At 71.8% G+C, this 26,181-nt stretch carries 29 protein-coding genes; 20 read left to right on the forward strand and 9 right to left on the reverse strand.

Features of this window, described 5'->3' with window-relative positions:
- Positions 1–134: 134 nt before the first annotated feature.
- From RMN98_RS12720 to flgN, 8 genes are all read right to left on the reverse strand, one after another.
- Positions 135–2,561: a GAF domain-containing protein gene (locus RMN98_RS12720; RefSeq protein ID WP_309649182.1), complete on the reverse strand. Its 2,427-nt coding sequence runs from the start codon at positions 2,559–2,561 to the stop codon at positions 135–137.
- 5 nt (positions 2,562–2,566) lie between these two features.
- Entirely contained in the window at positions 2,567–3,097 is a 531-nt protein-coding gene (locus tag RMN98_RS12725) for a chemotaxis protein CheW (RefSeq protein ID WP_309649183.1), read from the reverse strand.
- Positions 3,094–5,349 (reverse strand): chemotaxis protein CheA, encoded by a 2,256-nt coding sequence (locus RMN98_RS12730; RefSeq protein ID WP_309649184.1) that lies wholly within the window; start codon positions 5,347–5,349, stop codon positions 3,094–3,096. Before RMN98_RS12730 ends, RMN98_RS12725 begins: the two co-directional genes overlap by 4 nt.
- Before the next feature lie 102 nt (positions 5,350–5,451).
- Positions 5,452–5,688, reverse strand: coding sequence for a carbon storage regulator CsrA (csrA, locus tag RMN98_RS12735; RefSeq protein ID WP_091117148.1), 237 nt, complete (start codon positions 5,686–5,688; stop codon positions 5,452–5,454).
- Positions 5,689–5,779: 91 nt separating this feature from the next.
- Positions 5,780–6,208 (reverse strand): flagellar assembly protein FliW, encoded by a 429-nt coding sequence (gene fliW, locus RMN98_RS12740; RefSeq protein ID WP_309649185.1) that lies wholly within the window; start codon positions 6,206–6,208, stop codon positions 5,780–5,782.
- A 32-nt stretch (positions 6,209–6,240) separates the two neighbouring features.
- Entirely contained in the window at positions 6,241–7,131 is an 891-nt protein-coding gene (locus tag RMN98_RS12745; protein ID WP_309649186.1) for a hypothetical protein, read from the reverse strand.
- Positions 7,131–8,525: a flagellar hook-associated protein FlgK gene (gene flgK / locus RMN98_RS12750; RefSeq protein WP_309649187.1), complete on the reverse strand. Its 1,395-nt coding sequence runs from the start codon at positions 8,523–8,525 to the stop codon at positions 7,131–7,133. Before flgK ends, RMN98_RS12745 begins: the two co-directional genes overlap by 1 nt.
- A 1-nt stretch (position 8,526) precedes the next feature.
- Positions 8,527–9,003, reverse strand: a complete 477-nt coding sequence (flgN, locus tag RMN98_RS12755; RefSeq protein ID WP_309649188.1) for a flagellar export chaperone FlgN — start codon at positions 9,001–9,003, stop codon at positions 8,527–8,529.
- 260 nt (positions 9,004–9,263) lie between these two features.
- On the opposite strand from flgN, the gene RMN98_RS12760 reads away from it, so the two are divergent.
- The 5 genes from RMN98_RS12760 to RMN98_RS12780 all read left to right on the forward strand — a co-directional run bounded on the left by RMN98_RS12760 (position 9,264) and on the right by RMN98_RS12780 (position 13,698).
- Complete coding sequence (locus RMN98_RS12760) at positions 9,264–10,109, forward strand: sigma-70 family RNA polymerase sigma factor (RefSeq protein WP_309649189.1); 846 nt, start codon at positions 9,264–9,266, stop codon at positions 10,107–10,109.
- A gap of 189 nt (positions 10,110–10,298) precedes the next feature.
- Positions 10,299–11,426, forward strand: coding sequence for a flagellin (locus tag RMN98_RS12765; RefSeq protein WP_309649190.1), 1,128 nt, complete (start codon positions 10,299–10,301; stop codon positions 11,424–11,426).
- A 131-nt stretch (positions 11,427–11,557) separates the two neighbouring features.
- Positions 11,558–12,898: a flagellar filament capping protein FliD gene (fliD, locus tag RMN98_RS12770; RefSeq protein ID WP_309649191.1), complete on the forward strand. Its 1,341-nt coding sequence runs from the start codon at positions 11,558–11,560 to the stop codon at positions 12,896–12,898.
- A gap of 67 nt (positions 12,899–12,965) precedes the next feature.
- Positions 12,966–13,346 carry a flagellar export chaperone FliS gene (locus RMN98_RS12775; protein ID WP_309649192.1) on the forward strand — a complete coding sequence of 127 codons (381 nt, stop codon included), beginning with the start codon at positions 12,966–12,968 and terminating at the stop codon, positions 13,344–13,346.
- A 7-nt stretch (positions 13,347–13,353) separates the two neighbouring features.
- A complete protein-coding gene (locus tag RMN98_RS12780; RefSeq protein WP_309649193.1) occupies positions 13,354–13,698 on the forward strand; it encodes a hypothetical protein in 345 nt (114 codons plus the stop codon).
- 180 nt (positions 13,699–13,878) lie between these two features.
- On the opposite strand, the gene RMN98_RS12785 is transcribed toward RMN98_RS12780, so the two are convergent.
- Positions 13,879–14,925, reverse strand: coding sequence for a chemotaxis response regulator protein-glutamate methylesterase (locus RMN98_RS12785; RefSeq protein ID WP_309649194.1), 1,047 nt, complete (start codon positions 14,923–14,925; stop codon positions 13,879–13,881).
- A gap of 99 nt (positions 14,926–15,024) precedes the next feature.
- On the opposite strand from RMN98_RS12785, the gene RMN98_RS12790 reads away from it, so the two are divergent.
- The 15 genes from RMN98_RS12790 to RMN98_RS12860 all read left to right on the forward strand — a co-directional run bounded on the left by RMN98_RS12790 (position 15,025) and on the right by RMN98_RS12860 (position 26,176).
- Entirely contained in the window at positions 15,025–15,879 is an 855-nt protein-coding gene (locus RMN98_RS12790; RefSeq protein ID WP_309649195.1) for a protein-glutamate O-methyltransferase CheR, read from the forward strand.
- A gap of 102 nt (positions 15,880–15,981) precedes the next feature.
- The gene (locus RMN98_RS12795) at positions 15,982–16,365 is read left to right on the forward strand and encodes a response regulator (RefSeq protein ID WP_309649196.1); all 384 of its coding nucleotides are present in this window, start codon (positions 15,982–15,984) and stop codon (positions 16,363–16,365) included.
- Entirely contained in the window at positions 16,362–16,859 is a 498-nt protein-coding gene (locus tag RMN98_RS12800) for a chemotaxis protein CheX (RefSeq protein ID WP_309649197.1), read from the forward strand. The genes RMN98_RS12795 and RMN98_RS12800 overlap by 4 nt, the downstream gene beginning before the upstream one ends.
- Entirely contained in the window at positions 16,856–17,218 is a 363-nt protein-coding gene (locus RMN98_RS12805) for a response regulator (protein WP_309649198.1), read from the forward strand. The genes RMN98_RS12800 and RMN98_RS12805 overlap by 4 nt, the downstream gene beginning before the upstream one ends.
- Positions 17,219–17,228: 10 nt before the next feature.
- A complete protein-coding gene (locus RMN98_RS12810) occupies positions 17,229–17,711 on the forward strand; it encodes a hypothetical protein (RefSeq protein WP_309649199.1) in 483 nt (160 codons plus the stop codon).
- A 144-nt stretch (positions 17,712–17,855) separates the two neighbouring features.
- Positions 17,856–18,215 (forward strand): flagellar basal body protein, encoded by a 360-nt coding sequence (locus tag RMN98_RS12815; protein WP_309649200.1) that lies wholly within the window; start codon positions 17,856–17,858, stop codon positions 18,213–18,215.
- Complete coding sequence (locus RMN98_RS12820) at positions 18,215–18,607, forward strand: flagellar basal body rod C-terminal domain-containing protein (protein ID WP_309649201.1); 393 nt, start codon at positions 18,215–18,217, stop codon at positions 18,605–18,607. The genes RMN98_RS12815 and RMN98_RS12820 overlap by 1 nt, the downstream gene beginning before the upstream one ends.
- Positions 18,607–18,963, forward strand: coding sequence for a flagellar hook-basal body complex protein FliE (fliE, locus tag RMN98_RS12825; RefSeq protein ID WP_309649202.1), 357 nt, complete (start codon positions 18,607–18,609; stop codon positions 18,961–18,963). Before RMN98_RS12820 ends, fliE begins: the two co-directional genes overlap by 1 nt.
- Complete coding sequence (fliF, locus tag RMN98_RS12830) at positions 18,963–20,543, forward strand: flagellar basal-body MS-ring/collar protein FliF (RefSeq protein WP_309649203.1); 1,581 nt, start codon at positions 18,963–18,965, stop codon at positions 20,541–20,543. Before fliE ends, fliF begins: the two co-directional genes overlap by 1 nt.
- Complete coding sequence (gene fliG / locus RMN98_RS12835; protein ID WP_309649204.1) at positions 20,543–21,556, forward strand: flagellar motor switch protein FliG; 1,014 nt, start codon at positions 20,543–20,545, stop codon at positions 21,554–21,556. The genes fliF and fliG overlap by 1 nt, the downstream gene beginning before the upstream one ends.
- On the forward strand, positions 21,540–22,265 hold the full coding sequence (locus RMN98_RS12840; RefSeq protein ID WP_309649205.1) for a FliH/SctL family protein: 726 nt from the start codon (positions 21,540–21,542) through the stop codon (positions 22,263–22,265). Before fliG ends, RMN98_RS12840 begins: the two co-directional genes overlap by 17 nt.
- Positions 22,262–23,566, forward strand: a complete 1,305-nt coding sequence (locus RMN98_RS12845) for a FliI/YscN family ATPase (protein WP_309649206.1) — start codon at positions 22,262–22,264, stop codon at positions 23,564–23,566. The genes RMN98_RS12840 and RMN98_RS12845 overlap by 4 nt, the downstream gene beginning before the upstream one ends.
- Positions 23,563–24,009, forward strand: coding sequence for a flagellar export protein FliJ (locus tag RMN98_RS12850; RefSeq protein WP_309649207.1), 447 nt, complete (start codon positions 23,563–23,565; stop codon positions 24,007–24,009). The genes RMN98_RS12845 and RMN98_RS12850 overlap by 4 nt, the downstream gene beginning before the upstream one ends.
- Complete coding sequence (locus tag RMN98_RS12855; RefSeq protein ID WP_309649208.1) at positions 24,006–24,983, forward strand: transglycosylase SLT domain-containing protein; 978 nt, start codon at positions 24,006–24,008, stop codon at positions 24,981–24,983. The genes RMN98_RS12850 and RMN98_RS12855 overlap by 4 nt, the downstream gene beginning before the upstream one ends.
- On the forward strand, positions 24,983–26,176 hold the full coding sequence (locus RMN98_RS12860) for a flagellar hook-length control protein FliK (RefSeq protein WP_309649209.1): 1,194 nt from the start codon (positions 24,983–24,985) through the stop codon (positions 26,174–26,176). Before RMN98_RS12855 ends, RMN98_RS12860 begins: the two co-directional genes overlap by 1 nt.
- Positions 26,177–26,181 lie beyond the last annotated feature (5 nt).

A 26,181-nucleotide genomic window follows, 5' to 3' on the forward strand; every position in this document is an offset into this window, starting at 1 on the left:
CGCGTGGTTCCCCCCCTTACGCCGTGGCGGCGCTATGTTCCACCCGTTCCGCCGCGTCGCCGCTTTGTTCCACCCCTTCCGCCCCGGGGGCGTTTTTTTCCACAGTTCGTCAAACACCGCCCCGACTCGACCTGCTAGACGGTGAAGCGGCTGACCAGCTCCTTGAGCTCGGAGGCCATGGTGGCCAGGTCGGTCGCCGACTGGAGCGTGTTCTGCGCACCCTGACGGGTGTCGTCGGCAGCGCTCGCGACCTGGGTGACGTCCGAGGCGATCCCGTTGGCGCCGGCGGCGGCCTCCGTGACGCTGCGGGCGATCTCGTTGGTCGTGGCGGTCTGCTCCTCCACCGCCGAGGCGATGGTGGTCGAGATGTCGTTGATCCGGCCGATGACCTCGGAGATCTCGCTGATCGCCGTGACCGCACCCTGGGTGTCGCCCTGGATGGCTTCGATCTTCTGACCGATGTCCTCCGTGGCCCGTGCGGTCTCCTTGGCCAGCTCCTTGACCTCGTTGGCGACCACGGCGAAGCCCTTGCCGGCGTCGCCGGCCCGAGCCGCCTCGATGGTGGCGTTGAGTGCGAGGAGGTTGGTCTGCTGGGCGATCGAGGTGATCACCTTGATGACCTGGCCGATCTCGGCGCTGGACTCGCCGAGGTTGGCCACGGTGCCCTGGGCCGAGCTGGCCACGCCCACCGCACCGGTGGCGACGGAGGCCGCCTCGGTGGCGTTCTGGGCGATCTCGCGGATGCTGGCCGTCATCTGCTCAGCGGCACTGGCGACGGTCTGGATGCTGGCCGAGACCTGGACCGAGGCGCCCGAGGCGCTCGCGGCACGGTCCGAGGTCAGGGTCGCGCCCTCCCCCATGCCCTGCGACAGGATGGTCAGCTGCTCGGAGGCGACCGCGAGCGAGTCGGCGGTCTGACCGATGTTGATCATGCTCTCGCGCAGCGTGGTGATCAGCGAGCTGAGGCCGCCGGCGAGCTGACCGACCGCGTCGTCGCCGCCCACGGTGAGCTCCTGGGTGAGGTCGCCCGCGCTGGCGGCTCGGACGACGGCCAGGACGACGTCGACCTTCTCGGCCATCTCGGCCGCGGCGGCACGCTCCAGGCTCTCCTTCTCGATGCGCTCGAGGGCGGAGGACACCAGGCGGCCGACGTTGCGCAGCGCGTCGAGCCGCTCCGGGCTCGGGCTCAGGGTCTCGGTGGCGAAGAAGTCCATCGTCGCCACGACCTTGCCGCCCATCATCAGCGGGAAGCACACCCCGGACTTGACCCCGACCTGCTGGGCGACCGGCGCCCGCACGCAGTCGGTCATCTCGCCGATGTCCTTGGTGAAGAAGAGGTCCTCGTTGGCCCAGGCCCGACCCGACAGGCCGACCCCCCGGGCGAAGGACGCCTCGAGAGTCACCCGACGGAACTCCGCGCCCGCGTCGCCGGACTCGATGCGGAACTTCAACGTGTTGTCGGCCGCGTCGATGGCCCAGTAGGACCCGTAGGCCCAGCCGAACTCCGCACGCACCGTGTCCAGGGCGATCTGCACGGCCTGGTCGACCGAGGCCGCCGCGCTGAGGCTGGCCAGCACCTTGTTGACCGCGGCGTTGTCCGCCATGGACTCCCGGGCCTCGTTCTCCTGCTCCAGCCGCTCGAGCGCACCGGAGACCAAGCGCCCCACGTTGCGCAGCGCGTCGAGCCGCTCCACGCTCGGGCTCAGGGTCTCGGTGGCGAAGAAGTCCATCGTCGCCACGACCTTGCCGCCCATCATCAGCGGGAAGCAGACACCGGACTTGACGCCGACCTGCTGGGCGACGGGCGCCCGCACGCAGTCGGTCATCTCGCCGATGTCCTTGGTGAAGAAGAGGTCCTCGTTGGCCCAGGCCCGACCCGACAGGCCGACCCCCCGGGCGAACGACGCCGCCAGCGTGACTCGGCGGAACTCCGCGCCCGCGTCGCCGGACTCGACCTTGAACTTCAGCGTGTTGTCGGAGGAGTCGATGGCCCAGTAGGACCCGTAGGCCCAGCCGAACTCCGCGCGCACCGTGTCGAGGGCGATCTGCACCGCCTGGTCGACGGAGGTCGCACTGCTCAGGCCGGCCAGCACCTTGTTGACGGCCCCGGAGTCGCGCACGGACTCGGCCAACCGCTGCTCAGCGGCGAGCTTGTCGGTGATGTTGTCCCACGTCGCCATCGCGCCGACGTAGGCCCCGCTCTCGTCGCGGATCGCGTGGACCGTCAGGTCGAGGGTCTCGGGACCCACCTGGATGTTGGCACGCCGCGGCAGGTCGCTGCCGTCGCGCAGGAGCTGACGCTGGTGCTGCGGGTGCTTGTGGAAGATGTCGATGTTGGCGCCCACGATCTCGTCGATCGAGATCGGGACCCAGTCGGCGAGCCGCAGGAGACCCTCGCGGGTGGCCTCGTTCACGTAGGTGATGTTGAGGTCGAGGTCGCAGAGCATGACGCGCGTCGGGATGGCGTCGAGCACACCGGGCAGTGACCTGAGGTCCACCGCCTGGGGTGCCGCCGCGGCCCTGGGCTTGCTGCGGCCGTTGACGCTGGGCCTGGTGTCCATCTCGGTCACGGTGTTCCTCCGGTTGTGGTGTGGGGTGCGGTAGCTGAGGTGAGGGCAGGAGTGGGATTCTCGGGGGCGGTGGCCACGTCGACCGCGCGGTCGGCGTCGACCACGAGGAGGATCGACCCGTCGAGCGGCATCACGCCGCGCACGACGTCCTGGATGCTGCTGGGCAGGTTGGCCGGGGTGGGCTGCAGCTCGGCTCCGGCCGTGTCGATCACGTCGCCGATGTCGTCGACGAGGAGGGAGACCACCTCGCCCCGGCTGCGCACGATGACGTTGGCGGGCAGCTCTCCCTCGGGACGGGGTGGCAGCCCGAGGCGGCAGCGCAGGTCGAGGGCGGTGACGATCTGTCCCCGCAGGTTGATCAGGCCGTGCACGGCGTGCGGTGCGCGCGGCACAGCGGTCATCCGCTGGTAGCGCAGCACCTCCTGCACCTGCTCGACCGGCACCCCGAGGAAGAGCCCGTCGACCCAGAACGTGCAGCACTGCTGGCCGGGGGCCATGACCTCGCGGGTCGTGGTCGTGGTCGTCATGAGATCAGCTCCAGAGGTCGTACGACGGCGTCCAGGTCGACCAGGTCGGTCACCCGGTCCTGCACGACGGCCGAGCCCAGCACGCCGGCCCGACGGCCCACCTCGGTCGCGACGATGGCCTCGTCGACCACGTCGAGCACCTGGTCGATGACGATCCCGACGCGGCGACCGTTCTCCTCGTGGACGACCACCGAGATCTGCTCGCGGTCACCGGGGGTGTCCTGGAGACCGATGGCCGGGGCCAGCCGGAGGAGCCGCAGGATGCCGTCGCGGTACTGCACGACCTCGCTCGAGCCCGAGCGCTCGATGCGGGAGGAGTCGAACTCCTCCAACCGCGAGACCGCGGTCAACGGCAGGGCAGCCCGTCGGCCGTTGGAGACCTCCAGCACCAGCAGTGCCTGGCTGCCGACGTCGGCGCCCACGGCGGAGGTGTCGGTGAACTCGGTGGGCGTCAGCGCCCGGACCCGGGCGATGCCCCCCACGTCGAGGATCAGCGCCACCTGGCCGTCGCCCATGATCGTGGCACCGGCGTAGACCGGCAGCGCCTTGAGCTGGCGACCGATCGGCTTGACCACGATCTCCTGGGTGTCGTGCACCTCGGCGACGCAGAGCCCGAAGCGGATGTCGTCGGCCTGCACGACCACCACCGTCAGGGCGTCGGTCTCCGGTCTCAGCCCGGTGAGGGTCTCGCCGAGCGAGACCAGCGGCAGCAGCCGGCCTCGCAGGCGCAGGACCGGCGCACCGGCCAGCGTGTCCACGCTGTCGCGCAGGTCCTGGCCCTCCAGGCGCACGAGCTCGACGAGGTTGGCCTGCGGGATCGCGTAGCGCTCACCGCACTCGGCCACGACGAGGGCCGGGATGATCGCGAGGGTGAGCGGGATCCGCACCCGGCACGTGGTGCCCGACCCGACGGCGCTGAGGATGTCGACGCTCCCGCCGATGCGCTCGATGTTGGTGCGCACGACGTCCATGCCGACACCGCGTCCCGAGACGTTGGTGACCGCAGCCGCGGTCGAGAAGCCCGCACGGAAGATCAGGTCGAGCACCTCGCGGGGCTCCATGCGGGCGAAGGCCTCCCGCGTGATGACGCCGCGCGACACCGCTGCCTCACCGATCTTGACCGGGTCGATGCCGGCGCCGTCGTCGGCGATCTCGATGACCACCTGGCCGCTCTCGTGGTAGGCCCGCAGGTGCAGGTGACCGGCCGGCGACTTGCCGGCCGCCACGCGTACGTCGCGCGGCTCGAGGCCGTGGTCCAGGGCGTTGCGGACCAGGTGGGTGAGCGGGCCCTTCAGCGCCTCGAGGAGAGAGCGGTCCAGCTCGGTGTCGTGGCCCTCCATCTCCAGCTCGACCTCACGACCCAGCTGGTGGGCGAGGTCCCGCACGATGCGCGGCATCTTCGACCAGACCTGGGCCATGGGCTGCATGCGCGTGCGCATGACGTTCTCCTGGAGCTCGCTGGCCACCAGGTCGAGTCGCTGCGCAGCCCGGCCGAGCTCGATGTCGTCGGAGGCCTCGGCGCGCTGGAGGATCTGGTTGCGGGTCAGGACGAGCTCGCCCACGAGCTGGACGAGGCTGTCGAGCAGCTCGATGTCGACGCGCACCGAGGAGTCCACGACGCCACGCTTCTCCGCGCCGTCGCCCGCCTCCTCCGCCACGGCGGCCGCGGCCGGCGGTACGGGGGCAGACGCTGCGGGGGCGGGCGCGGACGGAGCGACCGGCGCGGCCTCGACGGCCTCGGGCTCGGGCTGGGACTGGGGCTGGGGCTCGGAATCGGCCAATGCTGCGGGCTCGGGCTCCTCGGCGGTCGGCTCTGCCTCGCCGAGCGACTCAGCCTCGTCGACCGGAGCCGCGGCGCCCTCGCCGTCGAGGACCCGCTGAAGGGCAGCGACGACCACGTCGACGTCGACGGCGGGGTCGGTGTCGAGCCCGTTGCGCTCGACGCCCTCGAGGAGCGCCCGGACGGTGTCGACCATCGACAGCAGGACGTGGGTGACCTCGGCGTCCATCGTCATCTTGCCGTCGCGCAACCGGGACAGCAGGTTCTCACCGACGTGGGTCAGGCTCTCGAGGCGGTGGAACGCCAGGAAGCCGCTGGTCCCCTTGATCGTGTGGATGGTGCGGAAGACGCTGGAGAGAAGCTCGCGCGAGCCCGGGGAGCGTTCGAGCTCCACCAGGTCACGGTCGAGGTGGTCCAGGTTCTCGTGGCTCTCCACGAGGAACTCCTGGATGATCTCAGCGTCGTCGTTCATGGGTCCTCCCCCTGCGCTCGGAGCGCGTTGAAGGTCCCATCGGCCCCGTCAGCGGGGAGTTGAGCGATCCGGGGCGGCCCTCGGACGGAGGGCCGAGCTGGTCTACTCCGGTCGGTTGCGCAGCGCCTCGGCGAGCGAGGCGACGGCCTGCTCGCTGGGCGATGCGGCGTCACGGTTGCTGGACTCGAGGGCCTCGAGCAGCTCGGCACGGTGGACCGCGACCGAGCGCGGCGCGTCGATCCCGACGCGCACCACGTCGCCTCGGACCTCGAGGATCGTGATGGTCACGTTGTCCCCGACGACCACGCTCTCTCCGGCGCGGCGACTCAGTACCAGCATGGTGCCCACGCTACCGCCAGGGCGGGCGTACGGCGGGCACGTCCCGCGCCGCCGTGCGTCACCGGGCGCGTCACGGGACGCATCACTGGCGTCAGCCGAGCAGCGGGGTGCTGATGGAGAGCGCGGGATCGTCGAGGATGACCTGGCACGCCTTGCGGGTGACGGTGTTGACCAGCACGGGCGCGACCAGGTTGGCGGTGGTGCTCCCGAGCGAGTCACCGGCGTTGAGCACCACCAGCACGAGCACGTCGGCGGCGGAGCCGATCTCCAGCTCGGCCACGGTCGCGTCGTCGATGACCGGGGCGTAGTCGGGGAAGAAGGCCGACGGCGGCAGCACGAGGAAGCGCAGGTCTGGATCCTCCAGGGAGCGCAGGGCGCACAGCACGCCCCCGTCGTCGGGCCCGTCGCTGGATCCGTCGTCGCTCCCGCCGAGGCTGTCGAGCTGGACGAGCGCGAACTGCCGCAGGTCCGGGAAGCCCGGCAGCGGCTGGACGAGCTCGATCACGGGGATGTCGGGCATGGGTCTCCTGAGGACGGCGGCAGCACTCCGGATCATCGCAGAAAGTCCAACAGGCTCGGCTGCATGACGCGGGCTGTCGAGGCCAGGGCCGCCTGGTAGGCGACCTCCTGCATCTTCAGGTCGACCAGCGCCCGGGGCAGGTCGGTGTTCTCGACCTCGGAGAGCGAGGTGGTGAGGTCGAGGACGGCGTCGCGGCCACGCTGGGCGGCCTGCTCGACCCGCGAGTAGCGCGCACCGGCGGTGGCGCGGAGCGACCCGAGGTCCTCCAGACGCCCTTCGAGGGCGGACAGACCCGTGCGGATCCCGGCCGTGTCGCCGGTGCGGAGCGAGAGCACCAGCGCGTCGAGGTCGTCGAAGAGCGAGGCGCCGTCAGGGCCGACGACATCGGTGCCGAGCACGTCGACTCGCACCTTCACCCCGTCGGCGATGGTGCGGTTGACCTCGCCCGGCACCCCCACGAAGGAGCCCGACGCGTCGAAGGCCGCCGACCCGGAGGTCACGCCGCCGAAGACCGGCCGCCCCAGGTGCGTGGTGTTGCCGGCCGCGACGAGTCCGTCCCGGATCTGCTCGACCTCGGTGGCCAGTGCATCGCGCGCGGTCTGCGAGGTGGTGCCGGAGCTCGCCCCCTGGAGGCCCAGCTCCCGGGCCCGTCGCACCTGGTCGGTCATCCCGCCCAGGGTCGCGTCGACGACGCCCAGCCAGCCGACGCCGTCCTCGGCGTTGCGGACGAACTGCGTCTGGTCGGCGATCGAGGAGCGCATCCGCATGGCCGCCGTGGTCTGCGTCGGCGAGTCGGAGGGACGGTTGAGCACCCTCCCGGTGGAGATCTGCTCCTGCACCTTGGCCAGCCGGGAGAGTCCGAGCTGCAGCGAGCCGACCGAGCGGTCGCTGAGCATGTTCTGGGTGACGCGCATGGTGGTCATCAGCGCAGCAGTCCTGTCCTGTTGATGAGGGTGTCGAGCACGGAGTCCATGACGCTCATGACCCGCGAGGCCGCCTCGTAGGCGCGCTGGGCCTGGAGCATGGAGACCGTCTCCTCGTCGAGGTTGACCCCTGAGAGCTGCTCGCGGGCGCCGTCGACCTGGTGGGTCAGCAGGCTCTGCGAGACCGCGAGCCGCTGCACCGAGGCGACCTCGGTGCCGAAGCCGTTGACGAGTCGCTGGTAGTCGCCGTCGGCCGGGCCGGTCACCCCGAGAAGGTCGGCGTTGGACCCGTCGAACCCGCCGCCGGTGACGCCCGACGCCGCCACCGCGGCGGGGTCCGTCAGGACGACCGTGAGCGTGCCGGCCGCGTCGGCGGCGTTGTAGGAGAAGAGGGGCTGACCGGCGGTCCCGCCCAGGTCGTAGCCGGCCGCGTGCTGGGCGTTGACCGTGTCGGCCAGGGTGCGGGCGACGGCGCTCAGCCCGTCGGCGTACGCCGGGAGCGTCGTGGTCAGCAGGTCGGCGACGGCACCGACCTCTCCCCGCAGGCCGGTGGGCACCGCGACGGTCGCGGCGCCGGTGACCACGGTGAAGCTGACGGGCTGGCCGTCGTCCCCACCGCTCGGCGTCACGCCGCCGGAGATGACGAAGCTGCCTGCGTCCTTGCCGGTCACGAGGGCGACCCCGCCTACCGTGACGTCGAGCCCGCCGTCGATGCGCACGGAGGCGACGGACCCGGTGAGCTCGGAGAGCCTCAGGGCGAGCTGGTCACGCTGGTCGAGCAGGGTCCCGGCGTCGGTGCCGTTGAGCTTGGCCACCGCGACGTTGGCGTTGGTCGCGGCGAGGTCGGAGGCGACCGTGTTGACCTCGCTCACCATCGCCTGGAGGCGGTAGCGCTGGTCGGACTGCTCCGTCGCGATGTTCGTGGCCTGGTTGCGCAGCGCCCCGGCCAGGGTCTCGGCGCGGGCGAGCAGCTGGCTGCGCGCGGCGTCACCGCCCGGGTTGTTGGCCAGGTCGTGCCAGCCCGAGCGGAAGTCCGCCAGCGCCGCGGCCACTCCGTTGTCCCCGGGCTCGCCGATGCCGCTCTCGACCCGCTGCAGCACGCCGGCGCGCACGTCGAGGTAGCTCTGGGCACCGTGCTCACGGCGCGCGCGGGCGTCGAGGAAGCTGTCGACCATGCGCTCGGTCGCCCCCGTGGCGACCCCGCCGCCGACCCCGTCGTAGCGCGACCACAGGGCCGGCTGGGCGGGAGCGCCGATGGCCTCGCCCTCCACACGACGCCGGGCGTAGCCCTCGGTCGTCGCGTTGGCGATGTTGTTGGCCGCCACGTCCATGGCGACGCGGTTGAAGCGCAGCGCGGTCAGCGCCGTGTTGAGCGAGGACAGGGTCCCGGCCACGTCAGAGCCTCCGATCGACCAGCCGCCGCACGGGCGCGCTCACGACTGCGGACCCGTCCGGGCTGTAGCTGTCGGTGGCGTCACCGATGGTCAGGAGTGCCTCGCGAGCGGCGCGGTAGCCGCTGGTGATGAGGTCGCGGTTGGTGTCGGCCAGCGCCTCCACCTCGGCGGTCATCTTCACGAAAGCATCACGATGGTCGATCAGGATCGAACGCCAGGGCTCGTCGACCGACGCGGCGAGGGCGCGCAGCGAGGGGTGGGACGCCAGGCCCGAGGCGGCAGCTGCCTCCTCGGCGGCGACCGCACGCAGGACCTCGGTCTCGCGCAGGAGCTCGAGCACCGACTCCACCTCCTGCGCGGCGCGCATCAGCCACCGCGAGCGGGCACCGGCCAGCACCATCTGCTCCACCTCCAGCTTGTAGAGCAGCAGCCCGAGCAGCTCGCGCTCACGCCAGAGGATCAGGGAGAGCTTTTCCATCGCGACCGCGCCTCCTTCCTCACCTGTAGCGGAGTCCGACAGCATCTCTATCGGCCGTCGACCCTCGCGATCTGAGGACTTCCGCGGATCGGACGAGGCAGTGCGCAGGTGACACGCGACCAGTGCCGACGCACTACTAAGAGGTCGTTTCTGGGGTGCTTCCTAGTCACATCGGGCCACTTCGGGTGGGCCCGGTAGTCACGACCTTCATACCCGTCTTCATAGTTCCTTCATCCTCCCCACAGGGTCAGGATGAGGATGTGAGCCAGACAACAGCAAGCTTCGAGTCAGCCGACGCCCTCGTCGTCGAGAACATCGCCCTCGTCGGTCACATCGTCCGCGAGACCATGTCCCGAGTGCCGTCCCACGTGAACCGCGAGGACCTCAGCTCGGCCGGCATGATGGCCCTGGTCAAGGCGTCGCGCGCCTTCGAGGCCGACCGCGGGGTCCCCTTCGTGCGCTACGCCGCCACCCGGATCCGGGGGGCCATCCTCGACGAGCTGCGCGGCATCGACTGGGCGTCGCGCGCCGTGCGCCGTCGGAGCCGGGACCTGGACGCCACCCGTGCCCAGCTGGCCGTGACCCTCGGTCGCAGCCCCTCCAACACCGAGGTCGCCTCGGCCCTGGGCATCCCGCTCACCGAGGTGGAGGGCAACGACGAGGACATCGCCCGGGCCAACGTCCTCTCGCTCCAGGGCACCACCGAGGCCGGCCTCGCCGACACCCTGGTCAGCCCGACCGCCGGACCCGAGGACATGCTCGAGCACCGCGAGCGGCTGCAGTACCTCGTCGAGGCCATCGACGAGCTGCCGGAGCGTCTGCGCGTCGTGGTGACCGAGTACTTCCTCGCCGAGCGTCCCATGGCCGAGATCGCCGCCGAGCTCGACGTGTCGGAGTCACGGGTCTCGCAGATCCGGGCCGAGGCCCTCGTGCTGCTCCGCGACGCCCTCAACACCGCGCTCGACCCCGACTTGGTCGCCCCGCACCCGCGGCCCGAGGGGTGCGCCGCGCGTCGTCGCGACGCCTACTTCGCCGCCGTCGTCGAGCGGCACGCCGCCGGCCCGCAGCGCGGTGGCCTCAAGCAGCGCCTCGACGCCACCGGCTGAACGGCCCCGCCCACCGGCTCACGCACCGACCCGGCCCGCCCTCGACCCCGAGGCGCGGGCCGGTGCTCGTTGCGGGGCCGGCAAAGAAAACGGTCCAGATTTTCCTCAGGCCCTGGGGGACGGGACCGATCAGCACACCACGGAGTCCACGGACGGACTCCAGTGGGACTCATACCAGGAGGGAACATCATGAGCCTTCGCATCAACCAGAACATCGACGCCTTCAACTCGTACCGCAACCTGTCGGTCACCCAGGGGCAGATGTCCAAGTCGCTCGAGAAGCTGTCCAGCGGCTTCCGCATCAACCGTGCCGCCGACGACGCTGCCGGTCTGGCCATCTCCGAGGGCCTGCGCTCGCAGGCCGGCGGTCTCAAGGTCGCCGTCCGCAACGCCCAGGACGGCATCTCGGTCGTGCAGACCGCAGAAGGTGCGCTGACCGAGGTCCACTCGGTCCTCCAGCGCATGCGTGACCTGGCCGTCCAGGCCGGTAACGACACCAACAACGCCGACGCCCGCACCGCGATCGCCGGTGAGGCAACGCAGCTGCAGGCAGAGCTGACGCGGATCTCGGGTGCCACGAACTTCAACGGCACCAAGCTGCTCGACGGCTCGGCCAACACCCTGGCCTTCCAGGTCGGCGCCGGCTCCTCGTCCGGCGACAACACGATCTCGTTCAACTTCGACACCGCCGACGTCGCCGCTGTCGCCACCGCCCTCTCCTCGGGCGGCGGCAACGAGTACGCCGTGGTCACGCCGACCGCGGTCACCGGCAACTTCACCTTCAGCACGACCGGTGTCGTCGCGACCTCCACGGTGGCGATGGGTGCCGCCGGCACCTACGACACCGTCCAGGAGGTCGCTGACAAGCTCAACGGGGACTCGGGCTTCGCGGCCAACTTCCGCGCGACGGTCAACCAGGACAACGAGCTCGTCGTCAACGCCACCAACGGCGGCACGCTGGCCACGACCGCTCCCGGCACCGGTGGTGCCGCGGGTTCCGCGGTCTCCGGCGGCATCTCCTTCAACACCGCCGCCAACGCCCGCAGCGCCATCAGCGCGATCGACACACAGATCACCGCGGTCTCCACCGCTCGCGCCAACCTGGGCTCGGTGCAGAACCGGTTCGAGCACACCATCAACAACCTCAACGTGGCCATCGAGAACACCTCGGCCGCCGAGAGCCGGATCCGCGACACCGACATGGCCCAGGAGATGATGCAGTTCACCCGGGCGCAGATCCTGTCGCAGGCCGGCACCGCGATGCTCGCCCAGGCCAACTCTGCCCCGCAGAGCGTCCTGAGCCTGCTGCGAGGCTGATCGCAGGGCCCCGGACCACCCGGTCCGGGGCCTCCGCGGCAGCGCCGCACCACCCCTCGTCCGGGTGGGGGCGAGCACCCCCCCAGCTCGCCCCCACCCGGCACGCCACATCTGCAGGGCAGGAGGACATCGTGGCTACGACCAGCATCAGCGGACTCTCGAGCGGCCTCGACACCGCCAGCATCATCGACCAGCTCATGCAGCTGGAGGCGATCCCGCAGAGTCGGCTCAAGACCCGCGTCGCGACGGAGCAGTCGCTCGTCACCACGCTCCAGACGCTCAACACCAAGGTGGCCGTCCTGTCCAGCAGGGCAGAGGCGCTCGCGAAGCCCGCCGCCTGGGCACCGCTCGTCTCGTCCTCGTCGGACAGCGACGTCAAGGTGACCACGGGGAGCAACCTCGCGCCCACCAACCTGACCGTGACCGTGACGGCCGTCGCCAAGACCCACCAGCTGGGCTTCGCGACCTCGGCCGCACTGACCGACCAGGTCACCGGCGCCTCCACCGTCGTGCGGCTCGACCGCTTCGACGGCTCCCCCGTCGACATCGACTCCGGTGACGGCACCCTTGCGGGCCTGGTCGCCGCCATCAACGACCACGACAACGCGACCGGCCTGCACGCGGCCGCCGTTCGCGTGTCCGACGGCCAGTACCGGCTGCTGGTCGAGTCGTCGGCCACGGGAGCAGCCCAGGACTTCACGCTCACCGCCGAGGACCTCAGCCCGTTGCTGGGCGGCGCCACGGTGCGCAGCGGCACGGACGCCGCGATCGACATCGGTGCTGGCATCTCGGTCGGCTCGACCACCAACACCTTCACCGACGTCGTCCCCGGCCTCACCTTGACCGTCGCCCCGGAGACCACCCTCGGCACGGTCTCGACGATCAGCGTCACCCGTGACGCCGCCGGCATCAGCACCTCGGTCAAGGGCCTGGTCGACGCGGTCAACGGCCTCCTCACCGACATCGACACTCAGTCGGCGGCCGGCTCCGCGACCAAGACGAAGGGCCCCCTGATGGGCGACGCCGGAGTGCGGGCCCTGCGCAGCGCGGTCCTCGACAGCGTCTTCCCCACCGACGGCTCCTCGATGGCCGAGCTCGGCATCCAGGTCGACCGCTACGGCAAGCTGACCTTCGACTCCACCGTCTTCGCAGGTGCCTACGCCGCCGATCCCGCCGGAGTCGCCGAGCAGTTCACCACCGCCGGCGGTGGCTTCGCCCACCGTGTCGCCACCGTGACGAAAGGGGCCAGCGACCCGTCCGACGGCACCCTGACCGCCGCCATCACCGGCCGCAACTCCGGGATCACCCGGATGAAGGACAGCATCGACGAGTGGGACCAGCGCCTCGAGCTCAGGCGCATCTCGCTCACCCGCCAGTTCACCTCGCTGGAGACGGCGCTCAACCAGATGACCAGCCAGTCCTCGTGGCTGGCCGGGCAGCTCTCCTCGCTGCCCACCAACAGCTCCGGCTGAGGCACCACCGGCAGCACCGCTCGACCGCACCACCTGTCCGCACGGGAACGCTAAGGAAGGCACCCCCATGAACACCACAGCGCGCGCCGCATACATGGATGCATCGGTCGCCACCGCCAGCCCTGCTCGACTCCTCGTGATGCTCTGCGAGCGCCTCGTCCTCGACGTACGTCGGGGGCTCGAGGCTCAGCGCGAGGGCTCGATCGAGGAGGCCAACCGCCAGCTGATCCACGCCCAGGAGATCGTCTTCGAGCTGCGCAGCAGCCTGCGCGTCGACGACTTCGAGGGCGGACCGGGCCTGGCCTCGATCTACGACTTCGTCCACACCCAGCTGATCCGCGCCAACATCAGCAAGGACCCCCTGGTCACCGAGGGATGCCTGCACCTGGTCATGGACCTGTGCGCCACCTGGTGCCAGGCCGCCCAGCAGTCCGCCCTGGCGGGGTGAGCTCGCCGTGTTCGTCGACCGCGGAGGAGTCGTCCGCCAGATCGACACGCACTTCGAGAGCTGGCAGCTGGAGCTGGACCGCCTCGAGCTCGATGTGATGCGCGCCGAGCGGGCCTTCGCCACCGACGGCCTGCTGCGCACCGACGGCTGGGAGGTCCCGAGCCTCGCCGGCCCCGTTCCCGAGGACCTGCGCAGTCGTGCGACCGAGATCCTGGGCCGCCAGCAGGAGCTGCTGGTGAGCCTGGCCGAGCGCCTCGGCGCCACGCACCGTCAGCAGGCCGTCGCCGACAACGTCGGCCGGGTGTCGACCCGCGACCGGAGCCGACCGGTCTACTTCGACATCAGCGCCTGAGCTGCACCCGAGACGCACGAGGGGCCTGACCCGGCGGGTCAGGCCCCTCGTGCGTCTCGACGTGTCCCTGGTGCCTGGCCGAGTCGGGCGGGTCGGGTCGCGGCGGCCTCTCGGGTCGTGTGTCGCAGACCGCGCTCACACCACGCTCGGCCGCTGCGAGCGGCACACGACCCGATCCCGTCAGCGCTGCAGCAGCGGACCCGCGACGAGGGAGGTCAGCCGCCCGGCGATCTCGCTCAGCGGCAGCACCTCGTCCGCCAGGCCCGCGTTGGCCACGGCGCCGGGCATCCCCCAGACGACCGACGTCAGCTCGTCCTGGACGAGGACCTGGCCGTGCTTGTCGGCGATCGCACGGCAGCCGTCGAGGCCGTCGTGACCCATCCCGGTCAGCACCAGCGCGCCGACCCCGTCCCCGAACGTCTCGGCGGCGGAGCGGAAGAGCGGGTCGGCGGCGGGCCGGCAGAAGTTCTCCTTCGGGCCGTCGTCGAGTCGGGCCCGGGTCACGCCGGCGACCCGCGAGATGCGCAGGTGCCGGTCACCCGGGGCGACCAGCACCTGGCCGGGGACGAGCAGGTCGCCGTCGACGGCCTCGCGCACGGACAGAGCGGAGACCCGGTCGAGCCGCTCGGCGAACATCGTGGTGAAGACCGGCGGCATGTGCTGGGCCACGAGCACCGGCACCGGGAGGTCGCCCGGCAGGGAGGCCAGCACCTGGGCCAGCGCGTCAGGTCCACCCGTCGAGCTGGCGATGACCAGCAGCTGGCAGGGCGCGTGGCGCGGCGCCGGCTGACGTCGTACGACGGGGCGCGCGGCACCCACGCGGCGTGCGCCGGCCAGCGCCTTGATGCGCGGCACGAGCTGCTCGCGCACCTCGGTCATCGACTCGGCCATGGAGCCGGTGTTGCTCGGCTTGGTCACGTAGTCGGACGCCCCGTTGGAGAGGGCCTCCAGCGTGCTGGCGGCGCCCCGCTCGGTGAGCGTGGAGAACATGATGATCGGCAGCCGCGGGTGGCGCGGGTGGATCACCGCCAGCGCGCCGAGGCCGTCGAGACGCGGCATCTCCACGTCCAGGGTCACCGCGTCGGGCTCGAGCGCGTCGACCATCTCGATCGCCTCGACCCCGTCACGCGCGGCTCCCACGACCTCGATGGCGGGGTCCTGCGCCAGCACCGAGGTGATGAGCCTGCGCAGCACGGCGGAGTCGTCAACTACCAGAACTCTGATCACGAGGGGCAGATCGGCCCCCGAGCCCCCCGACTGAGGACAACCTCCAAGTCCCGCAGCGATACGTCTCAGGATGATCGGCGCGATCCCGATGAGTGGCTCGTGAGCATCGCAGAGTCCAGCTTCCGCTACGTGGCCGACCTCGTCCGTCGGGAGACCTCCATGCTCTACGAGCAGGGCAAGGAGTACCTCGTCGAGGCGCGGCTCCTCCCCCTGGCTCGGGAGGCGGGGGACTCCGACGTCGACGTCTACGTGAGCCGCCTCATGTCCGACGCCGCCGAGCGCCGCAAGGCGATCGACGCGCTGACCATCAACGAGACGTCCTGGTTCCGCGACAACGCGCCCTACCAGGCCTTCACCGAGGTGCTCCTGCCGCGAGCGATCGCCGCCAACCAGGCCACCCGCCGGATCTCCATCTGGTCGGCGGCCTGCTCGAGCGGCCAGGAGGCCTACAGCCTCTCGATGCTGCTCGACCAGCACCTGCCGCTCGGCTGGACCGCCGAGATCCTCGCGACCGACGTGTCGACGGCGATGCTCGAGCGGGTCAAGGCCGGGCGCTACAGCCAGGTGGAGATGAACCGCGGTCTGCCGGCCACCCACCTGGTGCGCTACTTCACCCGGGTCGGCAGCGAGTGGGAGGTCTCCGCCGACCTGCGGCGCATCATCACCACCCAGCACCTCAACCTGGCCACGACGTTCCCGCCGCTGCCGACGTTCGACATCGTCTTCCTGCGCAACGTCCTCATCTACTTCGACCTCGACACCAAGCGCGACATCCTGCGGCGGGTGCACGCGCGGGTCTCACCTCACGGGTCGCTCCTGCTCGGCTCGTCCGAGACCACCCTCGACCTCACCGACAGCTGGGAGCGCGAGGCGGTCGGTCGTGTGCAGGTCCACCGCCCGGTCCAGCCCGCCGGGGCCTTCGGCCTCACAGCACCGACGAGGGCAGCCGTGTGACGCCCCGGATCCCCTTCGTCCCGACCGCCGGCTCGACCGCCGACACCGCCGACACCGCCGCCCCCGCCACGACCACGGCAACCCCGACAGGAGCCTGACCCCATGCACGCGCTGATCATCGACGACTCCCGAGCAATGCGTTCGATCCTGCGACGCATCGTCACGGACCTCGGCTACGACACGACCGAGGCCGAGCACGGCCAGGCCGCGCTCGACCACCTCGAGGCCGGGCTCGTGCCGGACCTGTGCCTGATCGACTGGAACATGCCGGTCATGGACGGGTACCAGTTCGTGCAGCGGGTCCGCGACGACCCCCGGTGGCGCGACGTCACCTTGATGATGGTGACGACGGAGAGCGAGCACGGCCAGATCGTGCGGGCGCTCGCGGCCGGTGCCCACGAGTACGTCATCAAGCCCTTCACCCCCGACGCCATCGTCGACAAGCTCGAGCTGCTGGGCCTGCTCGTGGCGGAGGTGCCGGCATGATGCTCGAAGGCCCCTCCTTCACCGACCTGCACGCCGTCGTCGACGAGGTCTGGACGACCTTCCTCGGACCCGAGGACCCTCTCCTGCCCGCCCTCCCGGACACCGGGCCGGGCGAGGGAGTGACCTGGTCGGCCGCCACGAGCGTGAGCGGCGCCTGGAACGGCGTCGTGACCGTCGAGATCCCCGACCTGGTCGCCCAGACCGCCACCGAGCGGATGCTGGGAGTGGCCCCCGGCGAGGCGCTCAGCACCGAGGACGTCGCCGACGCCGTGGGTGAGCTGGTCAACATGATCGGCGGCAACGTGAAGAGCCTGATGCCGGGGCCGAGCGCCCTCTCGCTCCCGCTCGTCGCCCGCGGCACCATCGCCTCGCCCTCCGACCTCACCGAGGTCTCCCACCTGGACCTCACCTGGGCCGGGTCCCCCCTCCGGGTCAGCGTGCTCGCCCGGCGGGACGCACCGGTGCACACCCTCGACCAACGGGAGTCAGCATGAAGATCCTCGTCGCCGACGACAGCCGCGTGATGCGCCAGATCGTCATCCGCACCCTGCGTCAGGCCGGTCACGGCGGTCACGACATCGTGGAGGCCCAGGACGGCAGGGAGGCCCTCGACCTCGTGCGCAGCGAGTCCCCGGACCTGGTGCTCTCCGACTGGAACATGCCGGAGATGAACGGCATCGACGTCCTGACCAGCCTGCGTGCCTCCGGCTCCCAGGTCGCCTTCGGGTTCGTGACCTCCGAGGGCTCCGAGGAGATGCGCACCCGCGCCTCGCAGGCAGGCGCCGCCTTCCTGATCGCCAAACCCTTCACTCCCGAGGCGTTCGGCGAGGCCCTGGCCGGGATCGGGCTCTAGACCGATGACGATGACCGACACGCACCTGCCGATCACCAAGGACGTGCGCGACCTGCTGGTCGGGCTCCTCGGCAAGGACGTGACGCTCAGCCCGACCGGCCCCCTGGCACCCGGGCCCTCGACCCCGGCGAGCGTCGCGCTCTACACCGACGACTCCCTCCAGCTGCGCGCCGTCATCGCCTGCGACCTGGAGTTCTCCGCACGAGCCGGTGCCGCCCTGGCCCTCATGCCCCCGGGCAGCGCCGACGCCGCCCTCGAGGAGGGCGCGCTCGACGAGACGTTGCGCGACAACCTCTACGAGGTCCTCAACATCGCGGCCTCGCTCTTCAACGTCGACGACGCACCCCACGTCAAGCTCTACGACCTGCACCCGGCCGGCCCGCCGCTGCCACCCGACGTACGGGTGCGGACGCTGACGCTGGGCCGTCGCGAGGACCTCGCCGTGGACATCGCGGGCTACGGCGCCGGACGGCTCTCGATCGTCCTCTGCTGAGCCTCCGGTCTGGACCTTCACGGGTCCTTCCACGATTCCCTCAGGTCCCCCACATCGGGACCGATCAAACCTGCGAGCACGGATCGCTCGCCCCGCCCCACGCCGACGGACCGGCACCCACTCGACCACCTCGAGAGGCTCGCTGTGTCCGTTCCCGCACTCGCCGCGACCGATGCCGTCTCCGCGGTCCTCGGTGCCGCCCTCGACGGCCTCTCGATGCGTCAGCGCGTCATCGCCGACAACATCGCCAACATCGACACCCCCGGCTTCCGGGCGACCAGCGTCGACTTCGAGAGCTCGCTGCGCTCGGCCATCTCGTCCGGTGACGCGAGCCAGGTCGGGGTGGCGACGACGCCGACCGACACCCCGGTGGGGCCGGACGGCAACAACGTCGACCTCCGCAAGGAGACCGTCGCCGCGATGCAGTCGCAGTTCCAGTACCAGATGATGACGCGAGCGGTCAGCGACCGCTTCGACATCCTGCGCATCTCGGCCGGTGCCTGATGGGGGCCTTCGACCTGCTCGGCATCGCCGGCTCCAGCCTCGGCATGCACCAGACGTGGCTCGACTCGCTGGCCAACAACATCGCCAACGTCAACACCGTCGTCGCGACCAGCGAGAGCGCCTTCCAGGCCCAGATGGTCACCGCAGCACCGCGGCCCGGAGGCGGCGTCGAGGTCGCCGGCATCGCGTTGAGCGACGCAGCGGGCACGATCGTGAACGACCCGAGCCACCCCCTGGCCGACGCCGACGGCAACGTCCGGGCGCCCGGGGTGGACATGTCGAGCCAGATGAGCCAGCTGATCATGGCCCAGCGCGGTTACCAGGCCTCCGTGCAGGTCACCAAGTACGCGCAGGAGACCTACTCCAGCGCCCTGTCGATCGGGGGTCGATGATGAGTGTCTCCGGCATCGAGGCGATGGGCTTCACGCCGTACGTCGCCCCGCAGGTCCCCACCCCACCCGCCGGTCCCGGCGGGGTCGGCGGGGTCGGCAGCGCCAGCGCGGCCGGCAGCACCGCCGGCGTCCAGGGCGCCTCGTTCGGCGACCTGGTGCTCGACGGGCTCGACCGGCTCGAGGGCGTGCAGGACCGCAGCGACCAGCTGGCCGTCAAGGCCGCGACCGGTGACCTGCAGAACCTCCACGACTACACGATCGCGGCCACCGAGGCCACCGTGACCACCCAGATGACCGTCGCCGTCCGCAACAAGGCCGTCGAGGCGTTCACCGAGATCATGCGGATGCAGGTCTGATGAAGCAGCAGCTCGGTCGCACGCTGGCCAGGTACCAGCGCACCTTCGCGACGTTCACCACCGGCCAGAAGGCCATGGCCGTGCTCGGCACCGCCGCGCTCCTGCTGGCCGGCTTCATGGTCTTCAAGTGGGCCGCCACGCCGAGCATGGCGCCGCTCTACTCCAACCTCTCCTCCGCCGACGCCTCCGCGGTCATCGACCAGCTCGAGACCAGCGGCGTCCCCTACGAGCTCGGCGGCGGTGGTGGCACCGTGATGGTGCCGCGCGACCTGGTCTACTCGACCCGCATCGACCTGAGCGGCGAGGGCCTGCCGACCAGCAGCGACGACGGCTACTCGCTGCTCGACAGCCAGGGCCTGTCCACCTCGCAGTTCCAGGAGCAGACCGACTTCAAGCGGGCCATGGAGGGCGAGCTCTCCCGCACGATCGAGGCGATCGACGACGTCGAGACCGCGGTCGTCCACCTCGCGCTGCCGCCCCAGCAGGTCTTCGCCGACGAGCAGGACCCGGCCACGGCCTCGGTCCTCGTGGCCACCCGCCCGGGCACCACGTTGGGCGGCGACCAGGTGCAGGCGGTCGTCCACCTCGTCGCCTCCAGCATCGACGGCCTCGACCCGACCAAGGTGACGGTCGCGGACTCCACGGGCCTGGTGCTCTCGGCCCCCGACGGCTCCGCCGCCGCCGCGGCGAGCACCCGCACCCAGCAGACCGAGGCCATGCAGGACCAGCTGCACAGCCGGCTCCAGGCGATGCTGGACCGGGTCGTCGGCGTGGGCAACTCCACCGTGCAGGTGACGACCGACCTCGACTTCGACAAGTCCGTCGTCGAGACCACCGACTTCTCCGTCGACGAGGACACGCCGCCGCTCTCCTCGAGCAGCAGCAGCGAGACCTACACCGGTCCTGACGCCACCGGCCAGGTCGGTGGCGTCGTCGGCCCGGACGGCCAGATGGACACGGCCGCGACCGGCGGCGACGCCTCGAGCTACGTGAAGAAGCAGTCGGCGGAGGACAACGCGGTCGACAGCACCGTCGAGCGTCGCGAGACCTCGCCCGGGTCGATCCGCTCGATGCACGTCAGCGTCGTGCTCGACACGGCCACCACCAAGCAGATCTCGCCCGCCGACATCCAGGACCTGGTCGCGGCCGGCGTCGGGATCGACCGCAAGCGCGGCGACACCGTCCAGGTCACCTCGCTGCCCTTCGACCGCACCGCCGAGCTGGCGGCGGCCGACGAGCTCGAGGCGGCTGCCGCCGCGAACGCCAAGGCCGAGCAGACGACGCTCTACCGCAACATCGGGCTCGGCGTGCTGGTCGTGCTGATGCTGCTGCTGGCCTGGATCACCGGGCGCCGGCGCGCCAAGGCACGCGACAAGGCCACGACGTACGTCGTCGAGCAGCTGCGCCAGGAGTCGACCGCCCGCACCGCCGCGCTGGAGATGCCGCCGGCGGCGCTCGCCCTGGAGCAGGCCGAGCACGACCAGAGCATGGAGCTGCGCGAGGAGCTCAACTCCCTGGTCGAGCGTCAGCCCGAGGACGTCGCGGCCCTGCTGCGCGGCTGGCTCGTGGAGCGTCCCTGATGACCACGACCCTCGCGAGCATCGGCGTGCGCAAGGCCGCCATCCTGCTCGTCCAGCTCGGCCGCGACCGCGCCGCCGCCGTGATGAGCAAGCTGGACGACAGCGAGGTCGAGGCGATCTCCGCCGAGATCGCCCGCCTCGACTCGATCAGCGGCGGGGAGACCGAGTCGGTGCTCACCGAGTTCCGTGACCTGATGACCGCACGGGCCCACATCGCACAGGGGGGCCTCGCCTTCGCCCAGCAGCTCCTCGAGCAGTCACTCGGCAGCGAGCGCGCCGCGGAGATCATGGAGCGCCTCAACGCGGCCGCCGTGCAGATGCCCTTCCAGTTCCTGCACCGCGCCGACCCGGCCCAGCTGCGGTCCTTCATCGTCGACGAGCACCCGCAGGTGATCGCCCTGGTGCTCGCCCACATGACGCCCGACAAGGCCTCGCTGCTGCTCTCCGGCCTCCCGCCCGAGCAGCAGGCCAAGGTCGCGCACCGGATCGCGGTCATGGACCGCACCTCGCCCGACATCGTGCGCGCCGTGGAGGCGACCCTGGAACGCAAGCTCTCCTCGATGCTCCAGCCGTCCGACCTCTCACGCGTCGGTGGCCTGGACCCCCTGGTCAACATCATCAACCGCTCCGACCGCTCGACCGAGCGCCAGATCGTCGAGGGCCTCGAGAGCCTGGACGTCGCCCTGGCCAACGAGGTCAAGAGCCGGATGTTCATGTTCGAGGACATCGTGAACCTCGACGACCGCTCGATCCAGCAGGTGCTGCGCCAGGTCGACACCGGTGAGCTCGCGCTAGCGCTCAAGGGCGTCTCGGACCAGGTGCGCGACAAGATCACCAGCAACCTCTCCGAGCGCGCCGGTGTCACGCTGGTCGAGGAGATCGAGCTGCTCGGCCCCGTGCGCCTGACCCAGGTGGAGGAGGCCCAGCAGGCCATCATCCGCACCATCCGACAGCTCGAGGAGCAGGGCCAGATCATGGTCCGGCGAGGGAACGACGATGAGTTCGTCGACTGAGGCCCGCCCCGAGGCACGACCCGAGACCGGAGCCGCCGTGCTGCGGGGAGCCAGCGCCGATGCGGCCAGCTCGATGGGCACCCCCGAGCTGCGCTCGGGGTCATGGACCCGCTTCGGCGACCGCTCGGTCCTCGGCGACGCGGTCACCGAGCAGGTGCTCTCCGGCCTCGCCGAGAGCACCCGCACGGCCGCCCGCAGCCAGGGCTACGCCGTCGGGTGGGCCGAGGGACGTCGCGAGGCGGCCGTCGAGGCGGCCGCCGTCGCCGCGGTGGCCGAGGAGCAGCGCTGCCTCGCCGAGGCCCGCCGCGAGGCCGAGCACCGCGAGGCGCTGGACGCGCTGGTCGAGGCCGCGACCTCCCTCCAGCAGACGCTCGCCCGGGTCAGCGCCCGGGTCGAGGACCAGGCCCTGCTGCTCGCCCGCGAGCTCACCGAGGCGCTGGTCCACCATGAGCTCCGGCTCTCCCCCGACCTCGGCGAGGACGTCGTGCGCCGCGCCCTGCGGGTGCTGCCCGCCGGGCTCCCCGTGACGCTGCGCCTGCACCCGTCCGTCGCAACCGCCGACGCGGTCTGCGGACTCGTCGAGCAGGGGGTGCGCGTCGTCGCCGACGCCTCGCTCCTGCCCGGCGACGCGGTCGTCGAGGCCGACGACCACGTGGTCGACCTGTGTGTCGGCTCCGCGCTCGATCGGATGCGGGAGGCGCTGTCATGACCGTCCTCCTGGACCAGGCACGCGACCGGGCGCTCACCTCCGTGCTGCCCCTGCGACTCGGTCGCGTCAGCGAGATGGTCGGCCTCCACCTGCGGGTCACCGGCCTGCGGGCCGCCGTGGGTGACCTGCTCGAGGTCATGGCGCCCACCCCGGTGCTCGCCGAGGTCGCGGCCAGCAGCACCGAGGGCCTCGTCTGCCTCCCCCTGGGCCACACCGCCGGGCTCGAGGTCGGCGCTCCCGTCCGTCACACCGGCGGTCCCCTGCAGATCAACGTCGGTGACCGGCTGCGTGGCCGGGTGCTCGACGGTCTCGGCCGCCCGATCGACGGGGGCCCCTCCCTCCGCGACCTGCCCGCCGTACGCGTCGAGCAGGCGGCGCCCGACGCCCTCGCCCGACCCCGCATCGACCGCCAGCTCGGGCTCGGCGTGCGGGCCCTGGACTCGCTGGTCCCCTGCGGCACCGGGCAGCGGCTGGGGATCATGGCCGGCTCCGGCGTCGGCAAGTCCAGCCTGCTGTCGATGATCGCCCGCGGCACCGAGGCCGAGGTCTCGGTCATCGCCCTGGTCGGTGAGCGCGGCCGTGAGGTGCGCGAGTTCATCGAGAACGACCTCGGTCCCGAGGGCCTGGCCCGCTCGGTCGTGGTCGTCGCCACCTCGGACGCACCGCCCGTCGAGCGGCTGCGCGCGGCCTTCGTCGCGACCCGGATCGCGGAGTGGTTCCGCGACGACGGCAAGCACGTGCTGCTGATGATGGACTCCCTGACCCGCGTCGCCATGGCCCAGCGCGAGATCGGCCTGTCGGCGGGCGAGCCGCCCGCGACCCGTGGCTACCCGCCCAGCGTCTTCGCCCTGCTGCCCCGGCTGCTCGAGCGCGCCGGGACCTCGCCCGCGGGCTCGATCACCGGGCTCTACACGGTCCTGGTGGAGGGCGACGACATGCAGGACCCCATCGGCGACACGGCCCGCTCGATCCTCGACGGCCACGTGGTGCTGACCCGTCGCCTCGCGACGGCCGGGCACTTCCCCAGCGTCGACGTGCTCGAGTCGATCTCGCGGGTCACCTCGGCGGTCACCACGCCCCTCCAGCGCGAGGCCGCGATCCAGCTGCGCCGGATGCTCGCCGCCCACCGCTCGGTGCGCGAGCTGGTCGAGATCGGCGCCTACGTCTCGGGCACCGACCCCGACGCCGACGCCGCCCTGGCGCGGATGCCGCAGATCAACGACTTCCTGCGCCAGCCGATGGACTCGGCCACCTCCCTGGAGGAGACCTGGGCGCGTCTCCAAGGGCTGGTGGCACCGTGAGCAGCGCCCCGCAGGACCGCGGGCTCCAGGCCGTCTCGCGCGTCCGCGCCGTGCGCGAGCGGGACAGCCGGCTCGGCCTCCAGCAGGCGATCGCCGAGCAGCGCCGCCACGAGGAGGCCCTCGCCGAGCTCGAGCAGAGCGTGCGCGAGCACGGCAGCCGGGTCGTCACCGACGCCGCGCAGTTCGTGGCCCTGCGCGCCTCGCTGACCGCGCTCACCGACGCCGCCAGCCGCAGTCGCGGCGACCTCGACCGGGCCGCCGTCGTACGCTCCAGCGCGGACGCGCACTGGCAGTCGCACAAGACCCGTCTCTCGGCCGTCGACAACCTCCTGGAGAGCCGTGTCGACGAGCGCCGCGCGGTCGACGCCCACGACGAGGCGCGCGAGCTCGACGAGGTCGCCGGTCGGCTGTGGCTGCGACGCGCGGCGGGTGGTCACGCATGAGCGTCTCCGACGTCACCAGCCGGATCTCGATGATCCAGAGCCAGCTCGCGCTGCTCGCCCCGCCGCGGACGCCCTCGACCGCCTTCACCGGCGCGCTCACCACCGCCGCCACGACCGCCCTGGCCGGCACGACGACCACCCCCCCGCTCTCGAGCACCACCCCCACCACCGCCACTGCCGGCGGTGCGGGTGTCAGCGGGGAAGCAGTCGTCGCCGAGGCGCGCAAGTACCTCGGCATCCCCTACCTCTGGGGCGGCACCGACCCTCAGAAGGGCCTCGACTGCTCGGGGATGATCCAGCTCGTCTACAAGAACCTCGGCATCGACATCCCGCGCGTGTCCTACCAGCAGGCCACCGCCGGTCGACCGGTCGCGTCGCTCGCCGAGGCCCAGCCCGGCGACATCCTGGCCTTTCGATCCCCGGTGAGCCACGTCGGCATCTACATCGGCAACAACCAGATGATCGAGGCGCCCCGCACCGGCCTGGACGTCCGCGTCATCGACCTCTACGAGGAGCCGGTCGCGATCCGTCGGATCGTGCCCGAGGGCGGGGCTGCCCCGGTCACCCGGACCGGTGCACCGGCGGGCGCCGTCGGCGGCGTCCCCTTCGCCGACCTGTTCAACGGCGCCGCGCAGAAGTACGGCGTCTCCCCCGCGCTGCTCTCCGCCGTGGCCAAGCAGGAGTCGGGCTACGACCCGTCCGCCGTCAGCCCGGCCGGCGCCCAGGGACTGATGCAGCTCATGCCCGGCACCGCGCAGGGGCTCGGCGTCACCAACTCCTTCGACCCGACCCAGGCCGTCGACGGTGCGGCCCGGCTGCTGCGCGACCTGCTCGACCGCTTCGGCAGCACCCCCCTCGCCCTCGCGGCCTACAACGCCGGGCCCGGCGCGGTGCTGCGCTACGACGGCATCCCGCCCTACCCCGAGACGCAGAACTACGTCCGCTCCGTCATGTCGATGCTGGAGGCAGCCTGATGACGATCGCCCCGATGGGCCCGCCCCTCGTCGCTCCCGGTGCCGCCGGCGCGGCTCCCGGCTCCGCGCCGGCAGGTGCTCCCGGCGAGGCCGCCGCCCCGGACTCCGCCCTGGGCTTCGGCGCCCTGGTCGCAGCGCTCGTCGGGTACGCCGGCGCCGGTGCCCCTGGGCAGGACGCTCCGAGTGACACCGCCGAGTCGGCGCAGACGTGCACGGACACCGGCGAGGTCGCTGGCCTGGAGGAGGCCGAGTCGGCGCAATGTTGCACGACGATGCCGCCCGCGCTCCTGGACGTGATCGTCGGCCGCCTCCCGGCGCCTGTGCCGGTCCAGGCTCATGCTCAGGCTCAGGCCGGTCCCGTGGCCGGCGGGACCGTCTCGACACCCGACGGGGCTGCCACCGTGGAGGTCGCCGCCGTGCAACAAGGCGCCGTCCCGGCACCCACGTCCCCGCTGGTCCCCACGGATCCGGCCACCCTCACCACCGACGCCGTACGACGCCCCGAGGGCGCCGCGCCCGACTCGACCCCCGCCGCGCAACAACGCGCCGACTCGGCCCCCGACCCGGGCGGCGCGGCCGCAGCCGGCGTGACGGGCGCCAGCCCGACACCGACGACCTCGGTCGACCGGCCGGCCGCACCGCCGGCCACGGCGGCCGTGACGCGCCAGGTCTTTCCCGAGGTCACCCGGCTGGCCTCCTCGGGTCCCGGCACCCACCACCTGACGCTGCGGCTCGACCCAGGCTCGCTCGGCGAGGTCCGCGTGACCCTCACGGTGCGCGCCGGCCAGGTGCGGGTGAGCCTGGCGGCCGGCCGGGAGGCACGCGACGCCCTGCTGCACAGCTCGCCCGACCTGCGCCGGCTGCTCGAGCAGGGCGGCGCCGACGCGACCGTCACGATCCGTGACCTGGGCGCCGGCGGCAGCACCGGCCTGGGCGGCCTGCTCGACCGCAGCACCAGCCGCGACGACACCGCGGCCGCCTACGCCCGCGCTGCTGGGGAGCAGGTCCCCTCGGGGAGCGACCGCCCCGCCGCGGGCGACCCCGGGCCCCGACGAGGGCCCGGCCACGAGCACCACGCACGGACGCGTGAGGACACCACCGCCAGGGATGGCAGCCCGGACCCGACGACCCCGTCGAGACCGGTCGAGCTGCGCACGTCACGCGGGCCCTCGGGCCTGGACGTGTCCATCTAGGAGGA

This window comes from Nocardioides sp., from assembly GCF_031397825.1.
In the GTDB taxonomy this organism is placed as follows: Bacteria; Actinomycetota; Actinomycetes; order Propionibacteriales; family Nocardioidaceae; genus Nocardioides.

Excerpts from the sequence above, each read along its gene's own strand:
- RMN98_RS12810 (WP_309649199.1), top strand. The coding sequence starts at position 17,229 with ATGACCGACACGCACCTGCCGATCACCAAGGACGTGCGCGACCTGCTG.
- RMN98_RS12820 (WP_309649201.1), top strand. The coding sequence starts at position 18,215 with ATGGGGGCCTTCGACCTGCTCGGCATCGCCGGCTCCAGCCTCGGCATG.
- RMN98_RS12720 (WP_309649182.1), bottom strand. The coding sequence starts at position 2,561 with ATGGACACCAGGCCCAGCGTCAACGGCCGCAGCAAGCCCAGGGCCGCG.
- RMN98_RS12775 (WP_309649192.1), top strand. The coding sequence starts at position 12,966 with ATGAACACCACAGCGCGCGCCGCATACATGGATGCATCGGTCGCCACC.
- RMN98_RS12725 (WP_309649183.1), bottom strand. The coding sequence starts at position 3,097 with ATGACGACCACGACCACGACCCGCGAGGTCATGGCCCCCGGCCAGCAG.
- fliF (WP_309649203.1), top strand. The coding sequence starts at position 18,963 with ATGAAGCAGCAGCTCGGTCGCACGCTGGCCAGGTACCAGCGCACCTTC.
- fliG (WP_309649204.1), top strand. The coding sequence starts at position 20,543 with ATGACCACGACCCTCGCGAGCATCGGCGTGCGCAAGGCCGCCATCCTG.
- RMN98_RS12805 (WP_309649198.1), top strand. The coding sequence starts at position 16,856 with ATGAAGATCCTCGTCGCCGACGACAGCCGCGTGATGCGCCAGATCGTC.
- RMN98_RS12800 (WP_309649197.1), top strand. The coding sequence starts at position 16,362 with ATGATGCTCGAAGGCCCCTCCTTCACCGACCTGCACGCCGTCGTCGAC.
- RMN98_RS12795 (WP_309649196.1), top strand. The coding sequence starts at position 15,982 with ATGCACGCGCTGATCATCGACGACTCCCGAGCAATGCGTTCGATCCTG.
- csrA (WP_091117148.1), bottom strand. The coding sequence starts at position 5,688 with ATGCTGGTACTGAGTCGCCGCGCCGGAGAGAGCGTGGTCGTCGGGGAC.
- fliW (WP_309649185.1), bottom strand. The coding sequence starts at position 6,208 with ATGCCCGACATCCCCGTGATCGAGCTCGTCCAGCCGCTGCCGGGCTTC.
- RMN98_RS12860 (WP_309649209.1), top strand. The coding sequence starts at position 24,983 with ATGACGATCGCCCCGATGGGCCCGCCCCTCGTCGCTCCCGGTGCCGCC.
- RMN98_RS12745 (WP_309649186.1), bottom strand. The coding sequence starts at position 7,131 with ATGACCACCATGCGCGTCACCCAGAACATGCTCAGCGACCGCTCGGTC.
- RMN98_RS12840 (WP_309649205.1), top strand. The coding sequence starts at position 21,540 with ATGAGTTCGTCGACTGAGGCCCGCCCCGAGGCACGACCCGAGACCGGA.
- flgN (WP_309649188.1), bottom strand. The coding sequence starts at position 9,003 with ATGGAAAAGCTCTCCCTGATCCTCTGGCGTGAGCGCGAGCTGCTCGGG.
- RMN98_RS12765 (WP_309649190.1), top strand. The coding sequence starts at position 10,299 with ATGAGCCTTCGCATCAACCAGAACATCGACGCCTTCAACTCGTACCGC.
- RMN98_RS12855 (WP_309649208.1), top strand. The coding sequence starts at position 24,006 with ATGAGCGTCTCCGACGTCACCAGCCGGATCTCGATGATCCAGAGCCAG.
- RMN98_RS12845 (WP_309649206.1), top strand. The coding sequence starts at position 22,262 with ATGACCGTCCTCCTGGACCAGGCACGCGACCGGGCGCTCACCTCCGTG.
- fliE (WP_309649202.1), top strand. The coding sequence starts at position 18,607 with ATGAGTGTCTCCGGCATCGAGGCGATGGGCTTCACGCCGTACGTCGCC.
- RMN98_RS12730 (WP_309649184.1), bottom strand. The coding sequence starts at position 5,349 with ATGAACGACGACGCTGAGATCATCCAGGAGTTCCTCGTGGAGAGCCAC.